General features: G+C 60.2%; 15 protein-coding genes. 12 read left to right on the forward strand and 3 right to left on the reverse strand.

Translation table 11 applies throughout. From position 1 onward, the window contains the following. Positions 1-167 precede the first annotated feature (167 nt). Positions 168-1,664, forward strand: a complete 1,497-nt coding sequence (locus Enr8_RS18610) for a HEAT repeat domain-containing protein (protein WP_146434355.1) — start codon at positions 168-170, stop codon at positions 1,662-1,664. A 382-nt stretch (positions 1,665-2,046) separates the two neighbouring features. Next, entirely contained in the window at positions 2,047-3,327 is a 1,281-nt protein-coding gene (locus Enr8_RS18615) for an AAA family ATPase (RefSeq protein WP_246120147.1), read from the forward strand. A 207-nt stretch (positions 3,328-3,534) separates the two neighbouring features. Here Enr8_RS18615 and ispH read toward each other — a convergent pair whose 3' ends face one another. Further along, complete coding sequence (ispH, locus tag Enr8_RS18620) at positions 3,535-4,473, reverse strand: 4-hydroxy-3-methylbut-2-enyl diphosphate reductase (RefSeq protein ID WP_146434357.1); 939 nt, start codon at positions 4,471-4,473, stop codon at positions 3,535-3,537. 111 nt (positions 4,474-4,584) lie between these two features. On the opposite strand from ispH, the gene hpnC reads away from it, so the two are divergent. From hpnC to hpnE, 3 genes are read left to right on the forward strand one after another with little or no spacing between them, the layout of a single operon-like run. Next, complete coding sequence (gene hpnC / locus Enr8_RS18625; protein WP_146434359.1) at positions 4,585-5,544, forward strand: squalene synthase HpnC; 960 nt, start codon at positions 4,585-4,587, stop codon at positions 5,542-5,544. After that, positions 5,541-6,431: a phytoene/squalene synthase family protein gene (locus Enr8_RS18630; protein ID WP_146434361.1), complete on the forward strand. Its 891-nt coding sequence runs from the start codon at positions 5,541-5,543 to the stop codon at positions 6,429-6,431. The genes hpnC and Enr8_RS18630 overlap by 4 nt, the downstream gene beginning before the upstream one ends. Beyond that, on the forward strand, positions 6,428-7,861 hold the full coding sequence (gene hpnE, locus Enr8_RS18635) for a hydroxysqualene dehydroxylase HpnE (RefSeq protein WP_146434363.1): 1,434 nt from the start codon (positions 6,428-6,430) through the stop codon (positions 7,859-7,861). Before Enr8_RS18630 ends, hpnE begins: the two co-directional genes overlap by 4 nt. A gap of 170 nt (positions 7,862-8,031) precedes the next feature. Here the strand turns inward: hpnE and Enr8_RS18640 are convergent, their stop codons facing one another. Continuing rightward, positions 8,032-11,088 carry a VWA domain-containing protein gene (locus Enr8_RS18640; RefSeq protein WP_146434365.1) on the reverse strand — a complete coding sequence of 1,019 codons (3,057 nt, stop codon included), beginning with the start codon at positions 11,086-11,088 and terminating at the stop codon, positions 8,032-8,034. A gap of 171 nt (positions 11,089-11,259) precedes the next feature. Between Enr8_RS18640 and Enr8_RS18645 the strand changes: the two genes are divergently transcribed. The 5 genes from Enr8_RS18645 (at position 11,260) to Enr8_RS18665 (ending at position 21,508) form a co-directional block, all read left to right on the forward strand. Continuing rightward, entirely contained in the window at positions 11,260-11,865 is a 606-nt protein-coding gene (locus Enr8_RS18645) for a nitroreductase family protein (protein ID WP_146434367.1), read from the forward strand. 557 nt (positions 11,866-12,422) lie between these two features. Next, complete coding sequence (locus Enr8_RS18650; protein WP_146434369.1) at positions 12,423-13,727, forward strand: DUF1501 domain-containing protein; 1,305 nt, start codon at positions 12,423-12,425, stop codon at positions 13,725-13,727. Between the two features lie 222 nt (positions 13,728-13,949). Beyond that, complete coding sequence (locus Enr8_RS18655) at positions 13,950-16,379, forward strand: PPC domain-containing protein (protein ID WP_146434372.1); 2,430 nt, start codon at positions 13,950-13,952, stop codon at positions 16,377-16,379. An 81-nt stretch (positions 16,380-16,460) separates the two neighbouring features. Further along, positions 16,461-18,887 (forward strand): DUF1549 and DUF1553 domain-containing protein, encoded by a 2,427-nt coding sequence (locus tag Enr8_RS18660; protein ID WP_390620201.1) that lies wholly within the window; start codon positions 16,461-16,463, stop codon positions 18,885-18,887. 83 nt (positions 18,888-18,970) lie between these two features. Continuing rightward, complete coding sequence (locus Enr8_RS18665) at positions 18,971-21,508, forward strand: c-type cytochrome domain-containing protein (RefSeq protein WP_146434374.1); 2,538 nt, start codon at positions 18,971-18,973, stop codon at positions 21,506-21,508. A 150-nt stretch (positions 21,509-21,658) separates the two neighbouring features. On the opposite strand, the gene Enr8_RS18670 is transcribed toward Enr8_RS18665, so the two are convergent. Continuing rightward, complete coding sequence (locus Enr8_RS18670; protein WP_146434376.1) at positions 21,659-22,456, reverse strand: HpcH/HpaI aldolase family protein; 798 nt, start codon at positions 22,454-22,456, stop codon at positions 21,659-21,661. Positions 22,457-22,612: 156 nt separating this feature from the next. Between Enr8_RS18670 and Enr8_RS18675 the strand changes: the two genes are divergently transcribed. Both Enr8_RS18675 and Enr8_RS18680 read left to right on the forward strand, forming a co-directional pair. Beyond that, positions 22,613-23,827 carry a protein-L-isoaspartate(D-aspartate) O-methyltransferase gene (locus Enr8_RS18675; protein WP_146434378.1) on the forward strand — a complete coding sequence of 405 codons (1,215 nt, stop codon included), beginning with the start codon at positions 22,613-22,615 and terminating at the stop codon, positions 23,825-23,827. Positions 23,828-24,036: 209 nt separating this feature from the next. Continuing rightward, the gene (locus Enr8_RS18680) at positions 24,037-25,107 is read left to right on the forward strand and encodes a TIGR03000 domain-containing protein (protein ID WP_186767738.1); all 1,071 of its coding nucleotides are present in this window, start codon (positions 24,037-24,039) and stop codon (positions 25,105-25,107) included. The last annotated feature ends 166 nt before the right edge of the window (positions 25,108-25,273 follow it).

Here is a 25,273-nt window from a genome sequence, read left to right on the forward strand (position 1 = left end):
AACAACACGAAAGGCGGCGCACTTTGGTGCGCCGCCTTTTTTTCGTTCTTGGTAGCGATCTCATGGTTTCTGCGTGAACGCAAACCATGGTGGTCGTGTCTCCCGGTAAAATCTCCCCCATCGAACCTCTCAACCGACGTGCAAAAAGTGCGGCCCCAGGAGGCGCCATGTCGAAATTGCAGCCCGACTATTCCTTTGTCCGCGACGGGATCTCGCTTCGGGAATGGCTTTGGAGTCTGGTCGACGATTTCAAACGAACGCGAATCGAGGCGGGCGAAGCGCTGCAAGCGATGGAGTGGGGATTGCCGTCGGTCCACACCGATTGGGACGACCTCGCTTCATTTCCCGATACCGCCGCGCAAGGCGAGCGATTCGCCGCCGCGTTGCGCGAAACAATCGCTCAGGACGTTTTCGATCGGTCGACGTTTTTCGAAAAACTGGGAGGCCTCTCCCTCGGGCTGGCCCGCGATTGGCTGGGACGCGTCGATCAAGCGACGACGCAGATGAATGCGCGGGACAAAAAATATGATCGCATCGCCAATCGCCTAATCGACTCGATCAAGTCAGCCCCTGACGAGACGGAGAGAAAACGAGCCGAAGAGCGGCTGAAAAAACTCACCTCCATGTATGTCGTCGGCAGCGGCGAGGACGCCAACGGGGATCCTTTCGTAATGGCCGAATCTCTTGCTCCATCGGGCATCGCCGCCGGTCGAATCTTTCAAATTTTGGATGTGGAAGTCCTGGAAGCCCCCGCGGTTATCACAGCTTTCTTGAACGATGCCCAATTGCGCCGAGACGCCCTGTCGATCCTGCAGCGATGTGGTCCAGCCGCCGTTTCCTGGGCTCCGCGACTGCTGCACGATTTCGATCGCTTTACTCGCAAACGAGGAAAGTCAAATTGGTTCGACGCGGCGCAGGCCTTGGGAAGCGTTGGTCGCGGAAATCCAGAGACGGTCGACGCGATGACAATCTGCCTAACCCACGCGAAGAACTTCGTTCGTCAAGCGGCGGCCGACGTATTGCGATACATGGCAGGGGAGGTCTGCGGGCGAAATGACGAGATTTGTCAGTTACTGCTCCCAATGCTCGACGAAAAAGAAGAAGTGGCGTATATTGCGGTGCTCGCCCTTGGTTCGGTTGGGCGCAACCGCCCGGAAATTCGCAGCAAGATTCTGACGATCGCTGCTCCGCAGCCGCCCCAGCTTCGAAGTTATCCCGGCTATCCCCACCTACACTACGATCAGACGATGAACCAGCGAGCGGCAGCGCTCGGGGCGATCGAATATTTCACCACCTACCCCAACGAATGTTTGCCGGTGTTGATCGATGCGCTCGACACGTTTGTCGAGTTTGATCCAGACGAATGTTATCACGGCCCCCACGCCAGGGTCTCTGGCCTGATCGCGTTGTTTGGCCCGCTGGCCGAGCCGGCCGTATTGCCGCTGGCCGGTCATCTGAATGATGAGCCGGAAGAACATCCCTCGGCGATGCTCGAGTGCCTGGAAGCGATCGGCCCGGCCGCCGGCGCGGCACTGCCTGAATTGCGGAAGCTTCGCGAGCAGTACTTGAACGACAACGACATTGCCGTAACCGACGATCCGCCAGACCGCGACGACGACCCGATCGGCTGGCTCATCGCTCGAATCACCGGCGAGCTTTCGTAAGGCAGCAATTTCTTTACGAGCCCACAGCGCAAAGAGCGGCGCATTCAACCGTAGTCTGGGCCAAAAAAGGCTTGCAAAACTGCCTGGCATTTCGTACACTACACCCCTTAAAGTTGCGGGCGTCTGATCAATCGCCCGCCGAGCCAAAATTCTTCGCGCCCTGCATGGCGGCAAGGCGATTTTTCCAAGCACGCAGGTCGCTGATGGCCCTTCCTGCGCGCTGAGCGAACCAACTTCCCACCGGGCGCCACTGGCCTTCCGTCAGTGCTCTTCAGATCGAAGTGACGCGGTCGAAGTACGGAGCTGGATATCGATTCACGGAAGACACTGGCTGCAGGCCAGTGGCACCCAGATTTTGTTTTCACAAACCAAGGGAAATCTCATGCGCCGAGCCCGAATTCAGAAGTTTCAAACCCGGATGCGTCAGTTGCGGAAAGAGCTGCGAGCGAAGGAAACTGCCGAACAATTCGCCGCCGACCGAACGAAAATCATCGAGCGGCTCGACGCGTTGACCGCCGACGATTCCGCTTCCAAGGATATCGACTTCTTCCGCTGCGATGTCGGCGGCGGTGATGAGGCGAAAGAGACGCATCGCACGCTCTCGACTGCCGAAATGCTCGCCGAGCGAAAGCCGCAGGCGTGGCTCTTCCCGAATTTGCTCACCAAGAACGAACCGGCGGTGATCGTTGGCCCGAGCAAGACATTAAAGTCGTCGCTGGCGGTCGATCTGTGCGCGGCGCTCGCGACCGGCGGCAAGTTTTTGGGGGAGTTCGCCGCCGAAAAGGTGTTCCGCGTCGGCTTTGTTGGCGCCGACAACAAGCAATCGCAGCTCACCGACTTGGCGGTCCGGTGGAGCGCTGCCCGCGAGGAAAACCCAACGCTCGACAACCTGCAGTGGTTCATGGCGGTCGAGGAGCCGGCAGCTCCAGAGAACCTGGAGAGCCTGAGGGAGTGGATCGAGAAGTTTGAACTGGAAGTCGTCGTGATCGATCCACTGCGTCTTGGCTCCACCAACAAACGGAAGCAGGCCGAAGCAATTCAAACGCTGGTGAAAACCATTTCGAATGCCGGCGCCACGCCGATTCTCTGCGTGCAAACTCGCAAAGAAATGAAACCGGGCAAACTCGACGCCTCGATCTTGGCCGGCAGTCTCGACTTCGCCCAGCAATGGCTGCTGGTGAATCGCCGCGAAACGTTTCAAAGTGGCAGCGGGCAACACAAGCTGTGGCTGTCGATCGGCGGCTACGCCGGGCAAGGTGGCGAATGGGGCGTCGATATCGACGAAGGCAAACTGACCGATGAGGGGGGCCGCCGCTGGAATGTCCGCTTGCGCGAAGCGACCGAGATCGAAGCCGCCGCGAAGCAGGCGAAAGAATACGTGAAATTCGAAAAGCTCGAGTCGCAACTTCGCCGCGTCCTGCTCGACGCTGGTGAAAACGGCCTCTGCAAATACAACATCCGCAGCAACAGCGGCATGAGCGGCAGCAAGTTCGGCCCGACCTGGGACCGGATGATGACCGCGGGGAAGATTGTCGAGATGCCGAAAGAACCCCATTCGACGCTCAAGCGATATACGTTGCCGCCGGGCGAAGAAAAAAATGAAACGGGGCGATCCAGTCGTAGGGTCCGCTGTGCGGACCACGAACCTGCTCAACAAGCATGAGCAACGGGCGCCAAATGACCGATGTGGCAGGCTCTTGGTCCGCACAGCGGACCCTACGGGGATGGGGGCTCGAAAAAAACGTGCGCTGCGGTCCGGTTTGTTGGCTTGCGGGCGGATTCCCTCGGCTTGCGCACTTGGGTTAGTGTGTGGCGTCAGACCGCTTTCCGCTTTTCGCATTTCCCTCGCTGGCGCGTCGGGGCCCTACGGTTACGCCTTCGGCAGCGCGGCTCGTAGTTCGCGGGGGAGTTGGAAGTGCACCTGTTCTTCGCGGATGCTGTGCGGGGTGATCGTGGCGCCGTGATGCTGGACCAGGTAGTCGAGACATTCCTGCACCACTTCTTCCGGAGCGCTGGCGCCGGCGGTAACCAGAATCGTGTCGACCCCTTCCACCCATTCCGGCTGCAGGTCGGCGGCGCCGTCCAGCAAGTAACCGGGGGTGCCCGACTCGCGAGCCAGTTCTTTCAGACGCTGGCTGTTCGAGCTGTTTTGGCTGCCGAGCACCAAGACCAGGTCGGCCTCTTTCGCGAGCAGGCGAACCGCTTCCTGGCGGTTTTGCGTGGCGTAGCAGATGTCTTCTTTCGGCGGGCCGACAATCTGCGGGAAGCGTTCTTTGAGCGCCCCGATGATCCGGTTGGCGTCGTCGACCGACAGCGTCGTCTGCGTCAGGTAGGCCAGCTTGGCGTCGTCGGGCACTTGCAGATTGGGGACATCTTCGGCCGATTCGACCAGGATGATCGCCTCGGGAGCTTCTCCCATGGTGCCGATCACCTCGTCGTGCCCTTCGTGCCCGATCAAGAAGATCGTGTAGTGTTGCTTGGCGAAGCGGATCGCTTCCAAGTGAACCTTGGTCACCAGCGGGCAAGTGGCGTCGATCGCGAAGAGTTTGCGATCTTTCGCCACTTGGCGGATTTCGGGCGAAACGCCATGAGCGCTGAAGAGCAACGTCGAGCCTTCCGGCGCTTCGCTTAGGTCATCAATGAAAACCGCTCCCTTCTCCTTGAAGGTGGTCACAACGTACTTGTTGTGGACGATTTCATGATAAACGTAGACGGGCGCCCCAAACGCTTGCAAAGCAAGGTCGAGACTCTCAATCGCCATGTTAACGCCGGCACAAAAGCCGCGGGGACTCGCGAGGATCACTTTCATCGTAGCGCACTTCTCCTTACGATTGCATCATACTGAATCGTCGCTTTTGCAGATAGCGGCGATTCCTCCCCCCATCTTCCGGAACCGTGACGCGTAAGACGGATGTAACGCGTGCCCGACTCTCAATTCGAGCGCCAGCTGGAAAAATTTGGTCCCGATTCTGCGCACGAGCCTTATTCGCTCGCGGCGGCGACCGATTATTGCCAACAGCTGACCAAGAGTCACTACGAGAACTTTACCGTCGCTAGTTGGCTGTTGCCGCGGGAGTTACGCCCTCATTTTGCCCATATTTACGCCTATTGCCGCTGGTCGGACGATTTGGCCGACGAAGTGGGAGACGACCAGCGGAGCCTGGAGCTGCTAGCCTGGTGGCGAGCCGAACTGGCCGCCTGTTACGCAGGAAAGGCCAGGCACCCCGTTTTTGTCGCTTTGGGCGAGACGATCCACCAGTTTCAGATCCCGATCGATCCTTTCGCCAACCTGCTGACGGCGTTTGAGCAGGATCAGCGGGCCAAACGGTACGCTTCGCACCAGCAACTGCTGCATTACTGCGAAAACTCGGCCAATCCGGTCGGACATCTAGTTCTCTACCTGGGGCGATCGTTTCGCCCCGAGACGCGAGAGCTCTCCGATTCGATTTGCACCGGGCTGCAACTGGCCAACTTCTGGCAAGACGTCCGCCGTGACTGGGAAATCGGACGAATCTACCTGCCGCAGGAACATCGCCAAAATTTTGGCGTCACCGAAGCGATGATCGCCGCCGACCGAGCGACGCCCGAGTTCCGTCAGCTGCTGGAATTTGAAGTGGAGCGAGCCGAAAGCTACCTCAAGCGAGGGCGACCGCTAATCGGCATGATCGCGCCAGCATTACGACTCGATGTCGAACTTTTCCTGGCCGGCGGCCTGGCGATCTGTCAGGCGATCCGCCGTCAGAAGTTCGACGTCCTGCAAAGTCGCCCCACGGTCGGCAAGTGGCGAAAGCTGCAGCTACTGTTGGGTTGCTGGACGCGGCGCAGGTTTTCGCGCAGCGCTGCTTCCTCGGCCGCTGCCGGTCAGGAGGCGGCGGTATGAAGAGCGCCCTGACCGACAGCTACGCCTGTTGCCGCTTGGCGGCGAAGCGTTCCGGCTCCAACTTTGTGATGTCGTTCATGCTGCTGCCGCCTGACAAGCGGATGGCGATGTACGCGTTGTATGCGTTCATGCGGCACACCGACGACCTGGGCGATCAGCCGGGCGATCTTCCGCAAAAGACCGCAGCGCTGGCCGAGTGGCGCCAAGCGCTTCACGCCACGCTGGCGGGCGAAACGCCAAGCGACGCCCGATTGCTGGCGGTCGCCGACACGATCCAGCGATACGAGATTCCGGTTGAGTACATGACCGCGGTAATCGATGGCGTCGAGCGCGACCTGACGCCGACGCCGTTTCCGACGTTTGCCGAGTCGCAGCAGTATTGCTATCAAGTGGCCGCGGCAGTTGGCTTGGCCTGTTTGCATGTGTGGGGATTTGAGGGAGAAGCCGCGATCGAGCCGGCGCTGGCGTGCGGGTACGCGTTTCAGTGGACGAACATTTTGCGAGACCTGCACGAAGACGCGGAAGTGGGACGGCTCTACTTGCCGCAAGACGAGATGGCGCGGTTTGGCGTGACGGTTGATGATTTTGCCGCCGGCAAAGCGGTCGACGGCTTCGCCGAGTTGATGCAGTTCCAGATCGACAGGGCAGGGGAGTTCTATGCGGCGGCAGAGCCATTGCATGGCCTGCTGCATGCGGACGGACGAAAGATTTTTCCGGCGATGTTCAGCACCTATCGCGACTTGCTCGTCCGGATCGAGCGCGACCCGACCGCCGTGTTGCGGAAGCGGATCTCGGTCGGCTATTGGAAGAAGATGCGAATCGTCACTTCCTTGATGTTGGCCCAACTGTTTGACTTCACCACTTCGACGACGGTCGCGCGCGGATGAAAACCGGCAAGAGAAAAGCAACAAAGCCCAGACCTTCGGTAGCGATCGTCGGCGGCGGTTTAGCAGGCCTGGCGGCCGCCGAAGCGCTGTCGCGCAGCGGCATGCTGGTCACGCTGTTTGAGTCGCGGCGTTATCTCGGCGGCCGGGCCGGTTCGTTTTGCGATGAATCGACTGGGCAGCTCTTTGATCACTGCCAGCATGTGGCGATGGGCTGCTGCACCAACTTCCTTGACTTCTGCCAGCAAACGGGCGTCGCCCAGCTTTTCCGCCGTGACCGCAAACTGCACTACATCGACGCCCGGGGGAAGGTTTATCCGTTCGCGCCGGTCGAAGCCTTTCCGGCGCCGTTGCACTTAGCGCCGGCGTTTTTACGACAAGGCTATTTGACGCTGGGAGAGCGACTGGACATCGGGACGGCGCTGCGCCGCATGGCGCAGTTGACCGAAGAGCAGGCCGAAGCGCTGCACGTTGGCCCGTGGCTACGCGAACGAAATCAATCGCCCGCCGCCATCAAGCGTTTTTGGGAAGTGATCTTGGTCAGCGCTTTGGGAGACTCGATCGAGAAGACGTCGGTCGCCGCCGCGCGGAAGGTGATGATCGACGGGTTTCTCGCGCATCGTCATTCGGCCGACTTGCATGTGCCGGCCGCGCCGCTGGGGCGGATTTACGAAGAAGGTATCGCCCGGGCGCTGTTCGATCGGGGCGTCCGCATCGAGCTAGAGTCGCCGGTCGACGAGGTCTTTCGCAAATCGGTCGGCAGCGGCTTTAGCGTTTCGGTCAAAGATGAAGAGACGCTTCATTTTGACAACGTCGTGATGGCGACCCCCGGACGCCGCGTGAAAGCGGTCTTGGCGCCACGACTGTTTGAGAAGGTTCCTGATCTGGCTCGCGTCGACAAGTTCACTCACGCGCCGATCACCAGCGTCCACCTGTGGTACCCACAGCCGATTACCGACCTGCCGCATGCGGTGCTGCTCGATCGCACCAGCCAGTGGTTGTTCGCCCATGGCGAGGGGAAATCGCCGCACAATGGCGAGACGCCGGCGTTCTACTATCAGGTCGTCATAAGCGCGTCGTACAACTTGCCCAGCGGCGATCAGCAGGCGACCATCGAAATTGTCACCCGCGAATTGTCGGAGCTTTGGCCAGCGGCCGCGTCGCCGCTGTTGGCCCGCGTGCTGACGCAACGGCAAGCGGTCTTTTCGGCGGCGCCGGGGCTAGAAGCGATTCGACCGCCGCAAGCGACGCCGGTGACCGGATTGTATTTGGCCGGCGATTGGACCAAGACGGGTTGGCCGGCGACGATGGAAGGGGCGGTTCGCAGCGGTCGACTTGCGGCCGAAGCGCTCTGCCGCCGGTATGATCAGAACGACTCGCTCGTCACGCCCGAGCTCTCGCACTCGTGGCTTTGCCGCAAGCTCTACTACTAGAGCGGTTTTCTTCAATCTTTAGCGTTGTGGCTGGTTGCGGCCGCGCTGGTCGATGTTGACCTGCATCGACGAATCTTGAGGATTCGCCTGCTTCGGTCGCCTTGACCAGCTTGCCTCACCAACGCCAGAAACGCTACAGCTATCAGAAAAACGCTCTAGAAGCTCGTCACTTAGGAGAAGAAGTCGTCGTCCTCAGAGCTGGGCTGATCGCCAGACGAATCGCTCTCTTTTCGGGCGTCTCGTTTCGCCTTCAACAGTCGCGAAACGTAGTCTTCGCCTCCCATTCGGCCGCCGGCCAAGGAAGTGTCGCCATCGCCTAGTTGAGCGCCGCTCGATTCGGACGACTGCGAGCCGCTTGGCGTCGACTCAGACTCGACCGGTTCCGGCGCTTCGAACCGAGCGTTGGCTTGATAACCTTCGGCCATCTTCTTTTTGGTGGCGCGAAGTCGCTCGAGCCGCCCGTCGTCTCCCTTGTCTTCTTTCCGCAACTTGAGACCAATCCAACGCCACACCGCAATCAGCCACTCCCAGCCAATCGTGATACGGCGAAAGGCGACGTCGCCCACAAACGCCGTCGCCGCCAAGACCAACACCCACGGCCAGGCTTGCTGCAGGCTGATCGCGTCGGGCAAGCCGCGGCGGAAGGTGTCGATTTGCGAGGCCAGATCTTGCGTGGTCGTCGCGTCGGCGATCACCTTGCCCGGTTCGCCTCCTTTGGGGACGTTGCCCGCCAGTTGCTCGAGCAGATGCAGATTGGTGGGGCGACGCAGATACTCGGCCGAGTAGCTGATGTTAACGCCGGTCCGCAGGATCGGACTGCCAGGCCCGGTGGCGATCGAGAGGAAGTAGCTGCCTGACTCGCGAGCTGGGAACGTTCCTTCGTAGCGTCCTGGCGACGTCTGCGTCAGCGAGAAGTTTTCGGAGTCCATCCCCGGCGTGACAGCCGCGCCGACGACGTTCAAGAAGTTGGCGCCCTCTTTGGCCGGATCAAGGGCCGAGACGATGACCCGCACCTGCCCGTCCGCCTCTTCGGTCGCGACGGCGAAGTCTCCCTGATCGCCGGCCGGACGCATCGCGTAGCGGATCATCTGCAGAAAGAACTTGTCGTAGCCATCCCACTCGGTCCAACGATTGGTCCATCGAGCTCCCGCGTCGCTCGAGAAGACGACCGTCCGCCCCAAGCCATATTGCCAGCTGGCCAACAGCGTTGCATTTTCGGGATGCTCTTTCGGCACCGGTGCGATCAGCCCGACCTCGACCAGCGGGCTATCCTTCACCGTCGTCATGACGAATCCGTCAAACGTCGGCATTCCGTCGATGCCTTGCAAGATTTCATGCGACGAATAGAGAGCCGGCTCCATGCCGGGCACTTCCTTCACCAGCGGCTGAGCGACGCGGCGCGCTTCTCGCATGAAGATCCGCGGAATCGCTTTTGGGTTGTTCACCGCATAGAACTTGCCGCCGCCATTGCGAGCCACCGTCGACATCAGCTTCTGATCGGCGTCGGCGCCGACGGCGACCGAACTGACGGTCATGCCCATCTTTCGCATGTCCGAGGCGATCTGCGTCACGTTCCCTGGTTCGGTTTGCCCGTCGGAAAGGACGATCATGTGCTTCACGCCCGCTTCGACGTTCTGCAGATCGCGGAAACCGAGCGCCACGCCGGGCGTCATGTTCGTGCCGCCCGAGGCGCTAAGCTTGCGCACCTGCGCGGCGAAGATGCCGGGGTTGTCGACCTTGCGAATCGGCACGACGCGTTGTGCCCGGGAATCGAAACCGACGATGCCGGCGAAGTCGGCGCCTCCCATGGCTCGAATTGCGGCCAATGCCGCGCCTTGCGTCATCTGCATCTTTTCGCCCTGCATCGAGCCCGACTTGTCGAGCACCAGCATCAAGGCCCCGACTGGGACGACCTTTGCATCGCGAATGGCAAAGCGAACCGGCGACGCTTCCTCAAGCTTGGTATTCGCCCAGCCGCCGGCGCCAAAACTGCTAGGCCCGCCCAGGATCACCAGACCGCAACCCAGTTGCTGCGTGTTGCGGACTAGCAGATCAATCTGACGATCGCTAAAGCTCGTGATCTCTTCGCCGGTCGTTCCGCTCGCCCGGGGCACGTCGGCCAAGATAACGCAGTCGTACGGCTGCAGGTCGGCCATCGACGAAAAGAGTTGATTGCTCGGCTGGACGTCGACTTCCAGCTCTTGCCGTTTCAGGCGTTCGATCAAGTGCGAAAACTGGCCGGTTCGCTCCCAGTCTTCGATCAAGAGAATCCGCCCTTTGCCATGGGCGTTGACGAACGACGTCGCTTCGTTGTTTTGCGACAGCAGGTCGTCTTGTTTGTTCTTGGGCGTGAAGCGGACCTGGTAGGTGTAGAAGTTCGCCTCGCTCAGCTCGTTTTCAAACGAGAAGACCTTCTTGCCCGGGGGCAGCGTCACTTCTTGTTCGGCCAGCACGACTTCCTCGGCGCCGGCTCGACGCACCAGCGAGAGCTTGCCTTCCGCCGTTCGCGCTTCGCCCCCTTCCGGCGTTTCGTTGGTGAGAACGACGCTAGCCTGAAACGTTTGCCCCACGCGAGCGGTTTCGGGCGTCGTCAGCTTCTCGACGATCACTTCGGCCGAGGAGGGGGGCGCGAAAATCGGCGCCACATCGATTCCCACGCCGTTGGCAGCCAGACTGCGCGCGATCGGCAATGCGTCGCCAACCGTTTCGTTGCCGTCCGAGACGATTACGATTCGCCCGGCCGAGTCGGACTGTAGCGAGGCCTGGGCCAGTTGAAGTGCGCCGGCCAGATTGGTTTCGTCCGTTTCGACCGTCGCTAATGAGGAGAGTCGTTTCAGGGGCGGCAGCGGGGCGTCAGTCGGGGGAAACTCGATCGCCGGCTGATCGCCAAACACGATCACGCCAACGCGGTCTCCTTGTGCTTCCCGCCGATGCTCGTCAACTTCGCGGACGACATATTCGACCATCGCCTGGCGTTGGCCGCTGGGGATGCTTTGCGATTGATCGAGCAGGTAGATGACCGTCATGCGGTCGTGTCGCTGCAACGTCTGCGTTTCGGCCAGGGCGGCGATCAGCAACAGAAGAATAAAGGCCCGCAACAGAATGGCGGCGGCCCCGCGCGAGCGGGTCATCACCGACAGCGACTTCCGCCCCAGATGGATCACGATCGGGATCAACAGCAACAGGAGAAAGTACCACGGACTATCGAAACGGATCTCGCTGAACATGCCGGCAGATGATGCTCCGCTAGGGGAAAGAAACGACGAGACTTGATTCTAGCATGATGTAAACCGGCAAACTTCGCTAGCCAATCGCCAAGGGGCGTAGCGGAATTTGCCTCTACGGTACAATACGAGGGACGGACGCTTTCTCTCGAATCGTACGATTTCAAGGCAGACATGGACACTTTTGACGCAATCTACCAGCGACGCTCGATCAAACATTACGATCCGACGCACGAAATGAGCGACGAGGAAATCCGCAAACTGATGGATGCGGCTCTGCAATCTCCCACCTCGTTCAACATGCAGAACTGGCGGTTTGTCGTCGTTCGCGACAAAGCGGTCCGTCAGCAACTACGGGCCGCCGCATACGGCCAGGCTCAGGTCGAAGAAGCGTCAATCGTGGTCGTTCTGTGCGCCCATCTCAGGGCCCATGCGCTCGAGCCAGAGCGGTATTGGCGGAACTCGCCGCCGGATGTCGGCAAAAAGCTGGCCGGCATGCTCTTCAATCTGTACGAGGGAAATGAGCAGTTGCAGCGGGACGAAGCGATGCGGAGCGTCGGCATTGCTGGGCAAACGATCATGCTGGCCGCCAAAGCGATGGGTTACGACAGCTGCCCGATGGTGGGCTATGATCCGGCCAAAGTAGCCGAGGTAATCCGCCTGCCGGAAGACCATGTTCTGGGATACATGATCACTGTCGGCAAAGCGGTGACGCCTGCCTGGCCGAAGCCGGGCCAGTTGGAAGCGGACGAAGTCGTCATCCGCGATCAGTTCTCGTAGTTGCTAGCAACCTTCCCTGAGCGAGTAGGCGCCACGTGATATCATTGAATTTCGCGTTCAGGCTTCCAAAAATGGGTGCAGAAACGAAGAATTTGATACAAGACCGCGTCAACCGAAAGCGATCGATCAACACAAATCTTTTCTCATAAACAACTTACGACGACGCCCAGTCGTTTTGGGAAACCCGGTAAAGAGTCGGAATTACTTTGACAATTCGGGCGAAGACGGTTATCTTCTTCTCTTACGTCCCTTGAGGCCGAAACTTTGGTTGCAAGTCGCACTTTAGTTTCGATTCTCGAGCGACCCCGCCAACTTACCGGATAACACCATCCGGCCCTGCCTAAACAACTCCGCAGCCGAAGATGGCATTTCGGTTCACCAGCTAACCACCAGGGATGATCGGACGTCTTTTTCCCCTTGCGTCCTTCGAAAAGACATTTCGATATTCCTAGCAATCGCAAAATCGCCTGATTAACGGTTTTTTTCGCGAAACCATCTTTCCGACCCGCGCCATATCACACCGTACCCATGTGCCCACCACATCAGGAGAGCATCCGATGCAATGCAAGGGAAATCTGCTAAGCCGACGTAACGCGCTAACGATTGGCGCTATCGGCGGTCTTGGGCTGACGCTCAGCGACATGTTCCGCCTCCGTGAGGCCCGCGCTGAACTGAAACAATACGACAACATCGCCGCCAAGGCGAAGAGCGTCATCCATATCTACCTGCCGGGTGGTATGGCTCAGCAAGAGTCGTTCGATCCCAAGCCGTACTCGCCGATCGAGTATCGCGGCGAAATGGGTACCGTGAAGACGAACACCGGCGAATACTTCAGCGAGACCCTGAAGAAAACCGCGCAGGTTGCTGACAAGATCGCCGTCGTTCGCTCGTTGAGCCACGGCGAAGCGGCCCACGAACGCGGCACGCACAACATGTTCACTGGCTACAAGCCGAGCCCGGCGCTGAACTATCCCTGCTTCGGCTCGGTCATCAGCCACGAGTACGGTCCGCAAAACAACCTGCCGCCGTACGTCTGCATTCCGAAGCAGCCGAACGAATTCGCCGGCACCGGTTACCTCAGCTCGTCGTTCGCTCCGTTCAGCTTGGGCAGCGATCCGGCCTCGGGCGGCTTCAAGGTCCGCGACCTGAGCCTGCCGGGCAACGTCGACGAGAATCGGTTCTCGCGTCGCCGTTCGGCCCTGGATGCGGTCAACGACTACTTCAAACACAAGAACGAATCGGACGCGGTCGTCGCGATGGATACGTTCTACGATCGCGCTTATAGCCTGATCAGCGCTCCGGAAGCTCGCGAAGCGTTCAACATCGACGCCGAAGACGCCAAGGTCCGCGACGAGTATGGTCGCAATCAGGCCGGTCAGCGAATGTTGATGGCCCGTCGTCTGGTCGCCGCCGGCGTCCGCATGGTCACATTGACCTATGGCGGCTGGGACATGCACAACAACATCAGCACCAGCATGCGTCGCACGATGCCCGACTTCGATCAGGCCTACGCCACGCTGATCCGCGACCTCGATCGCAACGGCCTGTTGGACGAAACCTTGGTCATGGTCTCCTCCGAATTTGGTCGTACGCCGAAGGTCAACAAAGACGCCGGTCGCGACCACTGGCCGAAGGTTTTCAGCGTCGCCCTGGCCGGCGGCGGCATCCAAGGGGGTCAGATCTACGGTTCGTCCAACGCGACGGCCAGCGAACCGGAAACCGATCCGGTCTCGCCGCAAGACCTGGCCACCACGATGTACCACCTGATGGGCATCGTCGCCGACAAAGAACTGATGGCCCCCGGCGATCGTCCGATCGAAATCGTCGACGGCGGTAAGGTCGTCAAAGGCCTGTTGGCCTAATAATCCGACTCGCTGGCCTAACCGTTACGGCCTGCCGGCGTGGTTGATCAAGAAACATGTCGGCGCGGCGGACTCTGCAAAGTCGCCTCGCCGCGTGATTATGCTGAGTTTCGCATCCCGGCGTGTGCTCTCGCTCCTCAGGCGCGCCGCGAAGTTGGAGGCGTCGCCTCCCCCCCAATCCCGCCTTTACCATCGCGAACATCCTCCTTCAGAAGGTTGAAGATGAATCGCCATCGACTTTTAGCGATCGCTATTTGCCTCGTCTCGGCCTCCGTCCTCTCTGCGGCCGAACCTCAATTCAGCTCGATTTCGCCCGTCGGCATGCAGCGCGGAACCGAAATCGAAGTCAACCTGCGCGGCGATCGCCTGCAGGACTTCAACGACCTGGTCTTCTACACCCCTGGGCTGTCGCTCAAAGAAATCAAGCCGGTCGAAGACAAAGACAAAGCGAAGAAAGCGGTCGCCGTTATCGTGGCCGATTCCAACTGCCGACTCGGCATGCATGCGATTCGCCTGCGTACCGATTCCGGCGTCTCCAACATGCGAACGTTCTACGTTGGCGCGATGCCGGAGATTCAAGAGAAAGAGCCGAACAGCGATTTCGCCGAGCCGCAAGCGATCGACATGAACGTGGTCGTCAACGGCGTCGTGCAAAACGAGGACGAAGACTTCTTTGTCGTCGAGGTGAAAAAGGGACAGCGCATCGTCGCCGAGTTGGAAGGGCTGCGAATCGGCCGGACCAACTACGATCCCTACGTGGCGATTTTGAACGAACAACGCTTTGAACTGGCCCGCAGCGACGACTCGCCGTTGCTTTATCAAGACTGCACCTGCTCGCTGATCGCCCCGGCTGACGGCCGCTACATCGTGCAAGTTCGTGAGAGCAGCTATGGCGGCAACGGCGCGGCGAGTTATCGCCTGCACGTTGGCGAATTTCCTCGCCCGCTGGGAGTCTATCCCGCTGGCGGTCGCCCCGGCGAAGAAGTCGAAATCACGCTGGTCGGCGATATCGGCGGCGAAACCAAGACCCGCGTCAAGCTTCCCGACGCCCCCGGCGTCTTTGAGTTCTTCGCCCAAACCGAACAAGGAATCGCTCCTTCACCCAACCGCATGCGAGTGATCGATATTCCAAGCGCCCTGGAAGCCGAACCGAATGACGACCGCACCAAGGCGACCGCCATGGAAGCGCCCGGCGCCGCCAACGGCGTGATCAGCGACAAGGGAGATGTCGACTACTTCAAGTTCACCGCCAAGAAGGGGGAAAACTACGACGTTCGCGTCTATGCCCGCGAACCGCTCCGTTCTCCGCTTGATCCGGTCCTCAACGTTTACAACGCGAAAGGCGGCAGCGTGGGCGGCAACGACGACTCTGGCGGACCTGACAGTTACTATCGCCTGAAGGTTCCGGAAGATGGCGAGTACTTCGTCCGCGTCATTGATCACCTGTCGAAGGGTGGCCCCGACTTCATCTACCGCGTCGAAGTGACCCCCGTCGCCCCCGCGCTGACGATGGGCATTCCCGAAAAACGTCGTTACTTCTCCCATGTCGCCGAAGTGCCGCAAGACAACCACTACGCGTTGTTGTTGAGCGCCAAACGCGAGAACTGGGGGGGCGACCTGAAGACCGAACTGAGCGATCTTCCCGAGGGCGTTGAATACGAAATCTTGGAGATGAAGGGGAATCAAACGACCGTCCCCGTCCTGTTCAAAGCGAAGGCCGACGCCAAGCTGGCCGGCGCGCTGGTCAACGTCACCGCCAAGCCGGTCGACGAAAAAGTGAACGTCACCGGCGGCATCAACCAGCGCACGTTGCTGGTCCGCGGCCGGAACAACTCCGACGTTTGGGGGCACAACGCCGATCGCATGACGCTGGCGGTCACCGAAAAGGTCCCCTTCAAGCTCGAGATCATCGAGCCCAAGGCGCCGATCGTTCGTAACGGCTCGATGTCGCTGAAGGTCAAAGCGATTCGCGAGGAAGGGTTCGACGCCGACATCTCGCTCCGCATGCTCTACAACCCATCCGGCATCGGCTCGTCCCGTTCGATCAAAATCGAGAAAGGGAAAGACGAGGCCGAGATTCCGCTGACCGCCAATGGCGGCGCTGAAATCGGCGACTGGAAGATCTGCGTCATTGGCCGCGCCGGCTACAAGTCGGGCGCCGTCGAAGTGGCGACGCCGTTCGCGACGCTCAGCATCTCGGATCGTTTCTTCGACTTCGCCTTTGCCAAGACGGCGATGGAGCAGGGGACCGACCTGCAATACGTCATCGAAGTGACCAAGAAGATTGACTTTGACGGTCCGGCTGAAGTCGAACTGCTGGGCCTTCCCAATGGCGCCACTGCCGAGAAGATCGAGATCACCAAAGATTCGACGCAAGCGGTCTTCACCGTCAAAGCGACCCCCGAAACCAAACAGGGGCGTCACAAGTCGATCATGGCTCGCGCGATCATCATGAAGAACGACGAGCCGATCACGCACACGCTGGGATCGGGCGAAATCCGGGTCGACAAGCCGCGGCCGAAAGTCGTGGAAGCGCCCAAGAAAGAAGAACCCAAGAAAAAAGAAGAGGCGAAAAAGGAAGCTCCGCCCAAGCCGCTCAGCCGACTGGAGCAGCTGCGAGCCGCCAAGGAAGCGGCCCAAGCCGGCAAGTAGTTTCCTGTTTCCTCAACCCAATACCTTCCGCCTTCCCCCCTGGAAGCGAAAAGCATAGCTAGGAGAACTGCTGTGAAACGAATGACAGCCACAGGGATGATCGCCCTCGCGATGTCCATCGGCATGGCCTCGCTGGCCGTCGCCGAATCGGAAATCGTCAAAATCGACGTCTATCCCGAATCGGCCGAATTGCTGACGTCGCGCGATCAGCAACGCTTCGTCGTGCGGGCAATCCGCGCCGACGACGTGACGATCGACGTCACCAGCGAAGCCAAATGGTCGGTCGGCGATGACAAGATCGCCAAGCTGCAAGGGACGACGCTGCTTCCCACTGGCGACGGCGAGACCAAGCTGGCGATCGAATACTCCGGCTTTGAAGCGGAAGTCCCAGTCAAGGTCGCCCAAGCCGACGCCGAACGCCCGGTCAGCTTCAAGTTGGACGTGATGCCAGTCTTCATGCGAGCTGGCTGCAACACCGGCAGCTGCCATGGCGCTGCCCGGGGCAAAGACGGTTTCCGCCTGTCGCTGTTTGGGTTTGATCCCAAGGGCGACTACGACCGCATCACGCGCGAACTCGCTTCGCGCCGCATCAACTTGGCGGTTCCGCAAGCGAGCCTGCTGATGGAAAAATCGATCGGCGCCGTTCCGCATACCGGGGGCAAGCTGTTCGACCAAGATTCGGAATACTACGCGACCATGATCCGCTGGCTTGAATCGGGCGCCCAGCGCGATCCGAGCGAACCGCCGGTCTGCGAAAAGATCGAGATCTATCCTCCCAAAGCGGTCCTGGAAGGGGAGGGCGCCAAGCAGCAGTTCATCGTTAAGGCGTTCTACGCCGACGGCACGACCCGCGACGTTACCGATCTGGCGGTCTTTTTGACCAGCAACGACAACTCGGTGCCGATGGAGAAAGACGGCATGGCGACCGCCGCCAATCGTGGCGAAGCGTTCGTGATGGCCCGCTTTGATACCCACACTGTCGGCAGCCAGGTGATCGTGCTGCCGAAAGACCTGCAGTACGAAAAGCCGCAAGTCGCCGGCAACTACATCGACGAACTGGTCGGCGCCAAGCTGCACAAGCTGCGGATCGTGCCGAGCGGCCTGTGCTCGGATGAAGAGTACCTCCGCCGCACTACCATCGACATCACCGGACAGTTGCCCACCGCCGAGGAATACGCCGCGTTCGTCGCCGATCAGTCGCCTGATAAGCGGGCCAAGCTGGTCGATCGCCTGCTGGAGCGGAAAGAGTTTGCCGAGATCTGGGCGATGAAGTGGGCCCAGTTGCTGATGATCAAGAGCGAGAACAATCGCGTCAGCTACAAGTCGGCCTTCCTCTACAATTCGTGGCTGCAAGAAAAGATCGCCAACGAGGTCCCGCTCGACGAGATGGTTCGCGAACTGCTGGGCGCAACCGGCGGTACCTTCAGCAACCCGCCGACCAACTTCTATGAAGTGGAACGGAACACGCTGAAGACGGCCGAAAACGTCGCTCAGGTCTTCATGGGCATTCGGACGCAGTGCGCCCAGTGCCACAACCATCCGTTCGATCGCTGGACGATGGACGACTACTACAGCTTCGCCGCCTTCTTCGCCCAAGTTGGTCGCAAGAACGCCGAAGATGAACGCGAACGCATCATCTACGACCGTCGTGGCGGCGATGTCCGGCACCTGGTCGACAATCGCGTCATGACGCCGAAGTTCCTGGGCGGAGTCGAACCTGACCTAAAGGGTCGCGATCGCCGGGAAGTCTTCGCCGAGTGGCTGACCGCACCGGAGAACCCGTTCTTCGCCGCGAACACCGCCAACCGCATCTGGGATCACTTCTTTGGCGTCGGCATCATCGATCCGGTCGATGACATCCGCGTCAGCAACCCGGCCAGCAACCCGGAACTGCTTGACGCTCTCGCCACCAAGCTGATCGAGTACAAGTACGACTTCAAGAAGTTGGTTAAAGACATCTGTGCGTCCAACGCCTACCAGCGGACGACGTTGCCGAACGACTCGAACAAGAGCGACACCAAGAACTTCGCCTACGCTCAAGTTCGCCGCATTCCGGCTGAGCAGTTGCTGGACTGCATCAGCCAGGCGACCGAAACCCAAGACAAGTTCAAGGGGCTTCCGCTCGGCGCCCGGGCGGTTCAGATCGCCGACGGCAAGACTTCGACCTACTTCCTGACCACCTTCGGTCGGGCCGAGCGGGCCACTGTTTGTGCCTGCGAAGCGAAAACCTCGCCGACGTTGTCGCAGGCGTTGCATATGCTCAACGGCGATGCGACCCAGGGCAAGATTGCCAAAGGCAAGCTGGTAAGCGACTGGCTCAACGAAGAAAAGCTGTCGCCGGAACAGATTGTCGAGAAAATCTACGTCCGTTGCCTGAGTCGTCAGCCGACCGACGAAGAAAAAACTCGCCTTATGGCGGTGGTTGATCAAGATGAGAATAAGCAGCAAGCCTTGGAAGACGTCTTCTGGGCGGTGCTTAACTCGCGTGAGTTCCTGTTTAACCACTAAGTCGTGATATCGCTACGAGCGGCGACGGTTAGTCGCCGCTTCTCGCTATTTCCCGCCTCGCTTCCCCCCGACGTTAATCCGCCATGAACAAAATCTCGACGATCGCGATGTTGCTGTTGGGCGCCGCTCCGCTGGCCGCTCAAGAGAAACCAGCTACCGCCAAGGTCACCTACGACGACCAGATCCGGGCGATCTTCCGCGAGCATTGCTTCACTTGCCACAACCAGGGAGAAGCGAAGGGTGGTCTCGCCCTCGATTCGTTCGGCAAGACGATGGAAGGGGGCTCCAGCGGCGGCGTCATTGAGCCGCAAGACATCGAAAGCTCGCGTTTGTGGGACTTGGTCGCGCATATCGACACGCCGATCATGCCCCCCAACCAAGACAAGCTGCCGGCGGCGAAACTTGACCTGATCAAGACCTGGATCGAAACCGGCGCCTTGGAAAACAGCGGGTCGGTCGCCAAGAAATCGAACAAGCCCAGCCTGAAGATGGCCGGCCCCACGACCACCGGCAAACCGGAAGGTCCGGCCGCGATGCCCGAGAACGTTTGGCGTCAGCCGGTCGTTTACACCGATCGCGCCGCCGCTGTTTCGGCGATCACCACCAGCCCCTGGGCGCCGTTGGCCGCGATTGCCGGTCACAAGCAAATCTCGCTCTACAACACCGACAGCGGTGAGTTGCTGGGAGTGCTTCCGTACCCCGAAGGAACTCCGTACATCCTCCGCTTTAGCCGCAACGGCGATTTGCTGATGGCTGGGGGCGGTCGCGGGGGGCACTCTGGTTCAGTCGTGCTGTACGAAGTGCGAACGGGTAAGCGTCTGATGTCGCTGGGGGATGAACTCGACGTTGTTCTGGCCGCCGACATTAATCCGAGCCTGACCCGCGTCGCCCTGGCTGGGCCGCAGCGGATCATTCGCATCTACTCGACCGAGGATGGCTCACTGCTGCACGAGATCAAGAAGCACACCGATTGGGTGACCGCCCTGGAGTACAGCCCGGACGGGGTTCTGCTCGCTTCCGGCGATCGCTCCAACGGCCTCTTCGTTTGGGAGGCGGACGCCGCTCAAGAGTATCTAAACCTGCAAGGCCACAAGGGTCCGATCACCGCCGTCAGCTGGCGTGGCGACTCCAACGTCTTGGCTTCGGCCAGCGAAGACCGATCGGTCAAGCTGTGGGAAATGAACGAAGGGAAAGCGATCAAATCGTTCAACGCCCATGGCGGCGGAACCGAGACGGTCCGCTTTGGCCAGGATGGTCGCTTGGCGACGGCTGGTCGCGACCGAGTCGCCAAGGTCTTCAGCGCCGACGGCAAAGAAGAAAAGAAGACGCCCGGCTTTAGCGACATCGCCCTGGAAGCGACATTGACCTATGACGGCAAGCGTCTGATCGCCGGCGACTGGACCGGTACGGTGCGGATGTGGGACCTGGAAAAAATGGAAGAAGTGGCCCAGTTGCCGCCGAATCCGCCGACCTACGACATGCAAGTCGCCGCCCTGCAAACCGCCGCCACCGCCGCCAAAGCGAAAGCGGATGAATCGGCCGCGCAACTTGCCGCCGCCGACAAGTCGGTCGCCGGCAAGAAGGCGCAGCAAACCGCCAACGCCGAAACGATCGCCCGTCTGCAAAAGGAAGTGGCCGACCTGGCCGCCAACACCAAGCAAGCGGACGGCGATAAGAACGCCCAAATCGCGGCGATCAAACAGAACGACGCCAAACGCAAGTCGCTCGAAGGCGCCATCAACAAGCAAGACCAAGGGCTCGCGCAAGCGACCAAGCAATTGCGGTCGGCCCAAGGCGCCGAAAAGAACGCCTCGGCTCAACGGACCAAGCGACAAGGCGAACTGAAAAACGCCCAGTCGCAATTGGCCAGCGCGTCGAAGTCGCTGGAAGCCGCCCAGCAAAAGGAAGCGGCCGCCAAGGCCGAAGCGGCCCAAGCCAGCGAAGCTGCGACCAAAGCCGCCGCCGCGCTGAAGTCGACCGAAGAGCAACTCGCCTCGGCCGCCGAAGGCGACAAAGAAGCGCTGACGCAACAGGTCGCCGAAAATCGTAAGTCGGCCGACGCCGCCAAGACCGCCGCCGACCAGGCCGCTGAAAAAGCGACCGCCGCCGCCGCGGAAGTCGCCAAGCAGGCCAAAGAAGCGGAAGCCAAATCGGCCGCCGTTAAACAGCTGGAACAACTGGTCGCCAAGGACGACGCGGAAGTGAAGAAGCAGGCCGCCGAAGCGAAGCGTCTCGACGGGGAACGCCAACAGAAAGCGAAAGCCGTCGCCAAGTCGAAGGCCGAGCGGGAAACGGTCAAGAAAGCGATCGCCGACGCTCAAGCCAAGCAGAAGCAACTGGAAGCCGCGATCGCCAACTACGGCAAAGAGACGCAAAAGCGTCAGGCCGAGATTAAGAAGGCCGAAGAAGCGAAAGGCAAACTAGCGACCGAATTGGCCCAGCTCGAAAAGCAGAAGAGCGAAAAAGCGTCTGCCGCCGAAGCCGCTAAGAAGTCGTTGGCCGCCGCCGAAGCTTCGTTGGCTCAGCGAAAGAAGGAAGCGGCCGACTTCGCCGCTCAACCGCAACAGGTTTCGGCCGAAGCGAAGCCGTCGGAGACGCAGGTTTCTGACAACGTCAACTAACTGCCTGTTACGTCGCTATTTTGGGATCGCATCCCTGCGATCCAGCAGCCCGTTGAGAAAATCAACGGACTGCGAAAGACGGTCGCAACCAGACGATTCAGGACGCAGGAGAAGGCGCCCCAGCGGTTCCTTGCTCCTGGTCGTTTCTTGCTAGTAGGCGACGACGCTTTCCGTGTCCTGATCGGGACGCAGTTTCTGTAGCGTCGCTTCCGCCTCGACCGCCATCATTCGCACGTCGCTACCGACGGCAATGAACTGCATCCCTTGTTCGGCCCGCGACAGCGCCTGCTCGGCGGTCAGCACATGCATCCCGGTCGGCGTGCCAACTTCTTTGCCGGTTGCAATCACTTGCTGAATCAGCGCTTCGTGGCCTTCCTTGGTCGGACTTGGATCTTTCACCGTTTTCATCTGCGCCCATAGATCATTCGGCCCAATGAAAATCGCGTCACAGCCCGGCAGGGCATAGATCTCTTTCGCGTTGGCCACGCCGAGCGGACTTTCGGTCTGCAGCACGACCAGGATCTCATCGTTTGCGTGGGCGTAATATTCCTCTGGCGTGGCGTCGAAGTTCATCGAGTGCATCCCGCCCCCGACGCTGCGACTGCCCTGCGGCGGATACTTGGCGGCCGCGATCGCCGCTTTCGCTTGTTCCACCGTATCGACCATCGGCACGACGATCCCCCAAGCCCCCGCGTCGAGCGCCCGCTTGATCAAGTCATGGTCGCCGCGCGGCACCCGGGCCAGCGGCACGCCGCCGGCGTCGGCAATGGCGCCAAACAGTATCGCCGCCTGGTTCCAGTCGATTGGCGAGTGCTCCATATCGAGCGTCAGCCAATCCCACGGCATGCGGGCCAGCGTCCGGGTCGCGTAATGGTCTCCCAGCGAGAGCCAGACGCCAAAGGTTGGCTCGCCGCTGTTCAGCTTCCGCTTAACCCGATTTGTACGCATGATCGTTCCAGTCGCTACGATGGGAGGGAGGGGATACGAAAGTGTTTCACAATCGCCGGGGCGTCACAAGCGCAGGGTAGTTTTTCGGTGCAGAGTTGCCCAGTGGTATAATCGAACATCGCCCCCAACCTCCTCACGCTTTCGAGGAACGCTTCCATGCAACGTATTTTCTTGGCTCTTTTGCCATCGCTGCTGTTTGGCTGGCTAACCAGTCCGACTCTCGCCCAAGATCCCGCGGCCGTCGCTCGCAAGCAGATGGTCGACGAGGCGGTGATCGCCAATGGCGTCAAGGATCAGCGGGTGATCCAGTCGCTGCTCGACACGCCGCGGCACGAGTTCGTCGCGTACAAATATCGCTCGCAAGCCTATTACGACATGGCGCTGCCGATCGGGGGGCAGCAGACGATTTCCTCTCCGTTTATCGTCGCCTACATGACCGAGTCGCTCGAGCCGCAACCGGATGATAAGGTGCTGGAAATCGGAACCGGCAGCGGATTTCAGGCCGCCGTGCTGAGCCCGCTGGTGAAAGACGTCTACTCGATCGAGATCGTCCCAGAACTGGGCCGCAGCGCCGCACGCACCCTACGCCGGCTTGGCTACAACAACGTTCATACGAAGATCGGCGACGGATTCCAGGGCTGGGCCGAGCACGCCCCGTTCGACAAGATCATCGTCACCTGCTCGCCCGAGAAGCCGCCGCAACCGCTGATCGATCAGCTGCGCGAAGGAGGGCGGATGGTGATTCCCGTCGGTGAGCGCTATCAGCAGGTTCTTTACCTGTTTACGAAGCAGGATGGGAAACTCGTTTCCGAGGCGCTCCGCCCGACGCTGTTCGTCCCGATGACCGGCAAGGCGGAAGACAATCGCGAGGTCAAACCCGATCCGCTGCATCCGCAGGCCGCCAACGGCGACTTCGAGGCCGACCTGCAAGAGCATGGCCAGATGGAAGGCTGGTACTATCAGCGGCAATTTGAGTTGGTCAAGGATGGGGACGCCCCCCAAGGAGAACGGTACGTCCGCTTTCGCAACACCGATCTGGGACGGACGTCGATGGCGCTGCAAGGATTCGGCGTCGATGGCGAACATGTCCATCGGTTGCGGATCACGGGGTGGGTGAAAACGAAGGACATCGGACTGGGGCCTGACCGCCGTGAAGCGCCGATGATCGCCGTCACGTTCTATGATGCGGCCCGCCGCGACGTTGGCCGGGGCGTGGTCGGTCCCTTCTTGCGAGACACCGGTTGGCAGCAGATCGATGAGACCATTCGAGTCCCCCCAGTAGCCCGGGAAGCGCTGCTACGCATCGGGCTGTTTGGATCAACCGGCGAGGCTTGCTTCGACGACGTGAAAATGACCCCTCTTTTGGATTAATTTTCATTAACCTTCCGTAATACGGTCTTCAGCGGTGGCTTATGAAGAATCTGCACCAATTTGGCAGAGTTTCACAAGTCGTCAAATTTTGCCTATTCTGCTTGAACTCTAGTTAGAGCATGTTATGTTCGAGTGACAGCAGCTGGCGCCGCCAGCACGCTCTACTGTCGGCAAGACGACGTTTTTAGACGCTCAGGAGATACAGCAAGATGGCGAGGCTAGGACACAAGGCGGCTGCAATGGCCGCCGTAATGGCGATCGGATGCATGTCGACCACGGCCCAGGCCGGTTGGCATGGATGGTGGGGCGGTTCGAGCGGCGGAAGCTCGGGCACGTGGGGCGGAAGCTCCGGCAGCTGGGGTTCCAGCGGCGGCTACTATTCCAGCGGCGGAAGCTCGGGAAGCTCGGGCGGTTCCAGCGGCTATTACTCGAGCGGCGGAAGCTCGGGCGGTTCCAGCGGTTACTACTCGAGCGGTGGAAGCTCGGGCAGCAGCGGCGGCGGCTTGATCAGCCGTCTGATCGACCATCACCGCGCCAAGAAGTACTATCGCAGCCACTACTCGAGCGGCGGTAGCTCGGGCGGATCGAGCGGTTACTATTCGAGCGGCGGTAGCTCGGGCGGAAGTTCGGGCGGCAGCTCGGGCGCCTATGGCGGTAGCTACTACTACGAAGCTCCGGCCACCCCCGCTACGCCGGCCACTCCGGCTCCGGCTGACTCGATGACGCCGTCGACGATGACCAGCGTCCAAAGCAACGCCGTCATCAACGTCAACGTTCCGGCCGAAACCAAGATCTTCGTCAATGGCAAAGCCACGACGAGCGAAGGTCTGAGCCGTCGTTTCGTTTCGCGTAACCTGATGCCGGGCTTCAAGTACGTCTATCAACTGCGTGCCGAGAGCATGGTCGATGGCAAGAAAGTGGTCGAAACCAAAGAAGTTCAACTGGGCGGCGGCGACTCGGCCAACGTCTCGTTCGAGTTCAATGGTTCGGGTGAAGAACAGGTCGCTAGCGATCCGGTCGACACCAAGTTGACCCTGCACGTTCCCGCCAACGCCAAAGTGACGCTGGCTGGTAACGACACCGCCTCGACGGGCGAAACTCGCACCTACAACACCAGCACCCTGAAGCAGGGAGACGTGTGGAACAACTACACGATCCTGGTGACCGTTAACAAGAACGGCCGCGACATCACCAAAGAGAAGGTGATCAACCTGGCCGCCGGCGACGATCGCAACATCTCGTTCGACTTCGACGCGACCGAACTGGCCTCGGCCAACTAAGCGATTCGACTCGCTGACAATCGGTTTAAACCATAAGACCCTCGCATCCGGACTTTCCGCTGCGAGGGTCTCTTTTTGCGCGCAGCGGGATAATCGGCCGCACCTGGTCGATAACTGGGGGTGTCAAAACCTTGTATTTGCACCCGTATTTAACGTCGAATCGTTC

The sequence above is a fragment of the Blastopirellula retiformator genome, assembly GCF_007859755.1.
GTDB lineage: Bacteria > Planctomycetota > Planctomycetia > Pirellulales > Pirellulaceae > Blastopirellula > Blastopirellula retiformator.

Coding starts and splice junctions, on each gene's coding strand:
- Enr8_RS18610 (WP_146434355.1), top strand. CDS start 168: ATGTCGAAATTGCAGCCCGACTATTCCTTTGTCCGCGACGGGATCTCG.
- Enr8_RS18615 (WP_246120147.1), top strand. CDS start 2,047: ATGCGCCGAGCCCGAATTCAGAAGTTTCAAACCCGGATGCGTCAGTTG.
- ispH (WP_146434357.1), bottom strand. CDS start 4,473: ATGAAAGTGATCCTCGCGAGTCCCCGCGGCTTTTGTGCCGGCGTTAAC.
- Enr8_RS18630 (WP_146434361.1), top strand. CDS start 5,541: ATGAAGAGCGCCCTGACCGACAGCTACGCCTGTTGCCGCTTGGCGGCG.
- hpnE (WP_146434363.1), top strand. CDS start 6,428: ATGAAAACCGGCAAGAGAAAAGCAACAAAGCCCAGACCTTCGGTAGCG.
- Enr8_RS18640 (WP_146434365.1), bottom strand. CDS start 11,088: ATGTTCAGCGAGATCCGTTTCGATAGTCCGTGGTACTTTCTCCTGTTG.
- Enr8_RS18645 (WP_146434367.1), top strand. CDS start 11,260: ATGGACACTTTTGACGCAATCTACCAGCGACGCTCGATCAAACATTAC.
- Enr8_RS18650 (WP_146434369.1), top strand. CDS start 12,423: ATGCAATGCAAGGGAAATCTGCTAAGCCGACGTAACGCGCTAACGATT.
- Enr8_RS18655 (WP_146434372.1), top strand. CDS start 13,950: ATGAATCGCCATCGACTTTTAGCGATCGCTATTTGCCTCGTCTCGGCC.
- Enr8_RS18660 (WP_390620201.1), top strand. CDS start 16,461: ATGACAGCCACAGGGATGATCGCCCTCGCGATGTCCATCGGCATGGCC.
- Enr8_RS18665 (WP_146434374.1), top strand. CDS start 18,971: ATGAACAAAATCTCGACGATCGCGATGTTGCTGTTGGGCGCCGCTCCG.
- Enr8_RS18670 (WP_146434376.1), bottom strand. CDS start 22,456: ATGCGTACAAATCGGGTTAAGCGGAAGCTGAACAGCGGCGAGCCAACC.
- Enr8_RS18675 (WP_146434378.1), top strand. CDS start 22,613: ATGCAACGTATTTTCTTGGCTCTTTTGCCATCGCTGCTGTTTGGCTGG.
- Enr8_RS18680 (WP_186767738.1), top strand. CDS start 24,037: ATGGCGAGGCTAGGACACAAGGCGGCTGCAATGGCCGCCGTAATGGCG.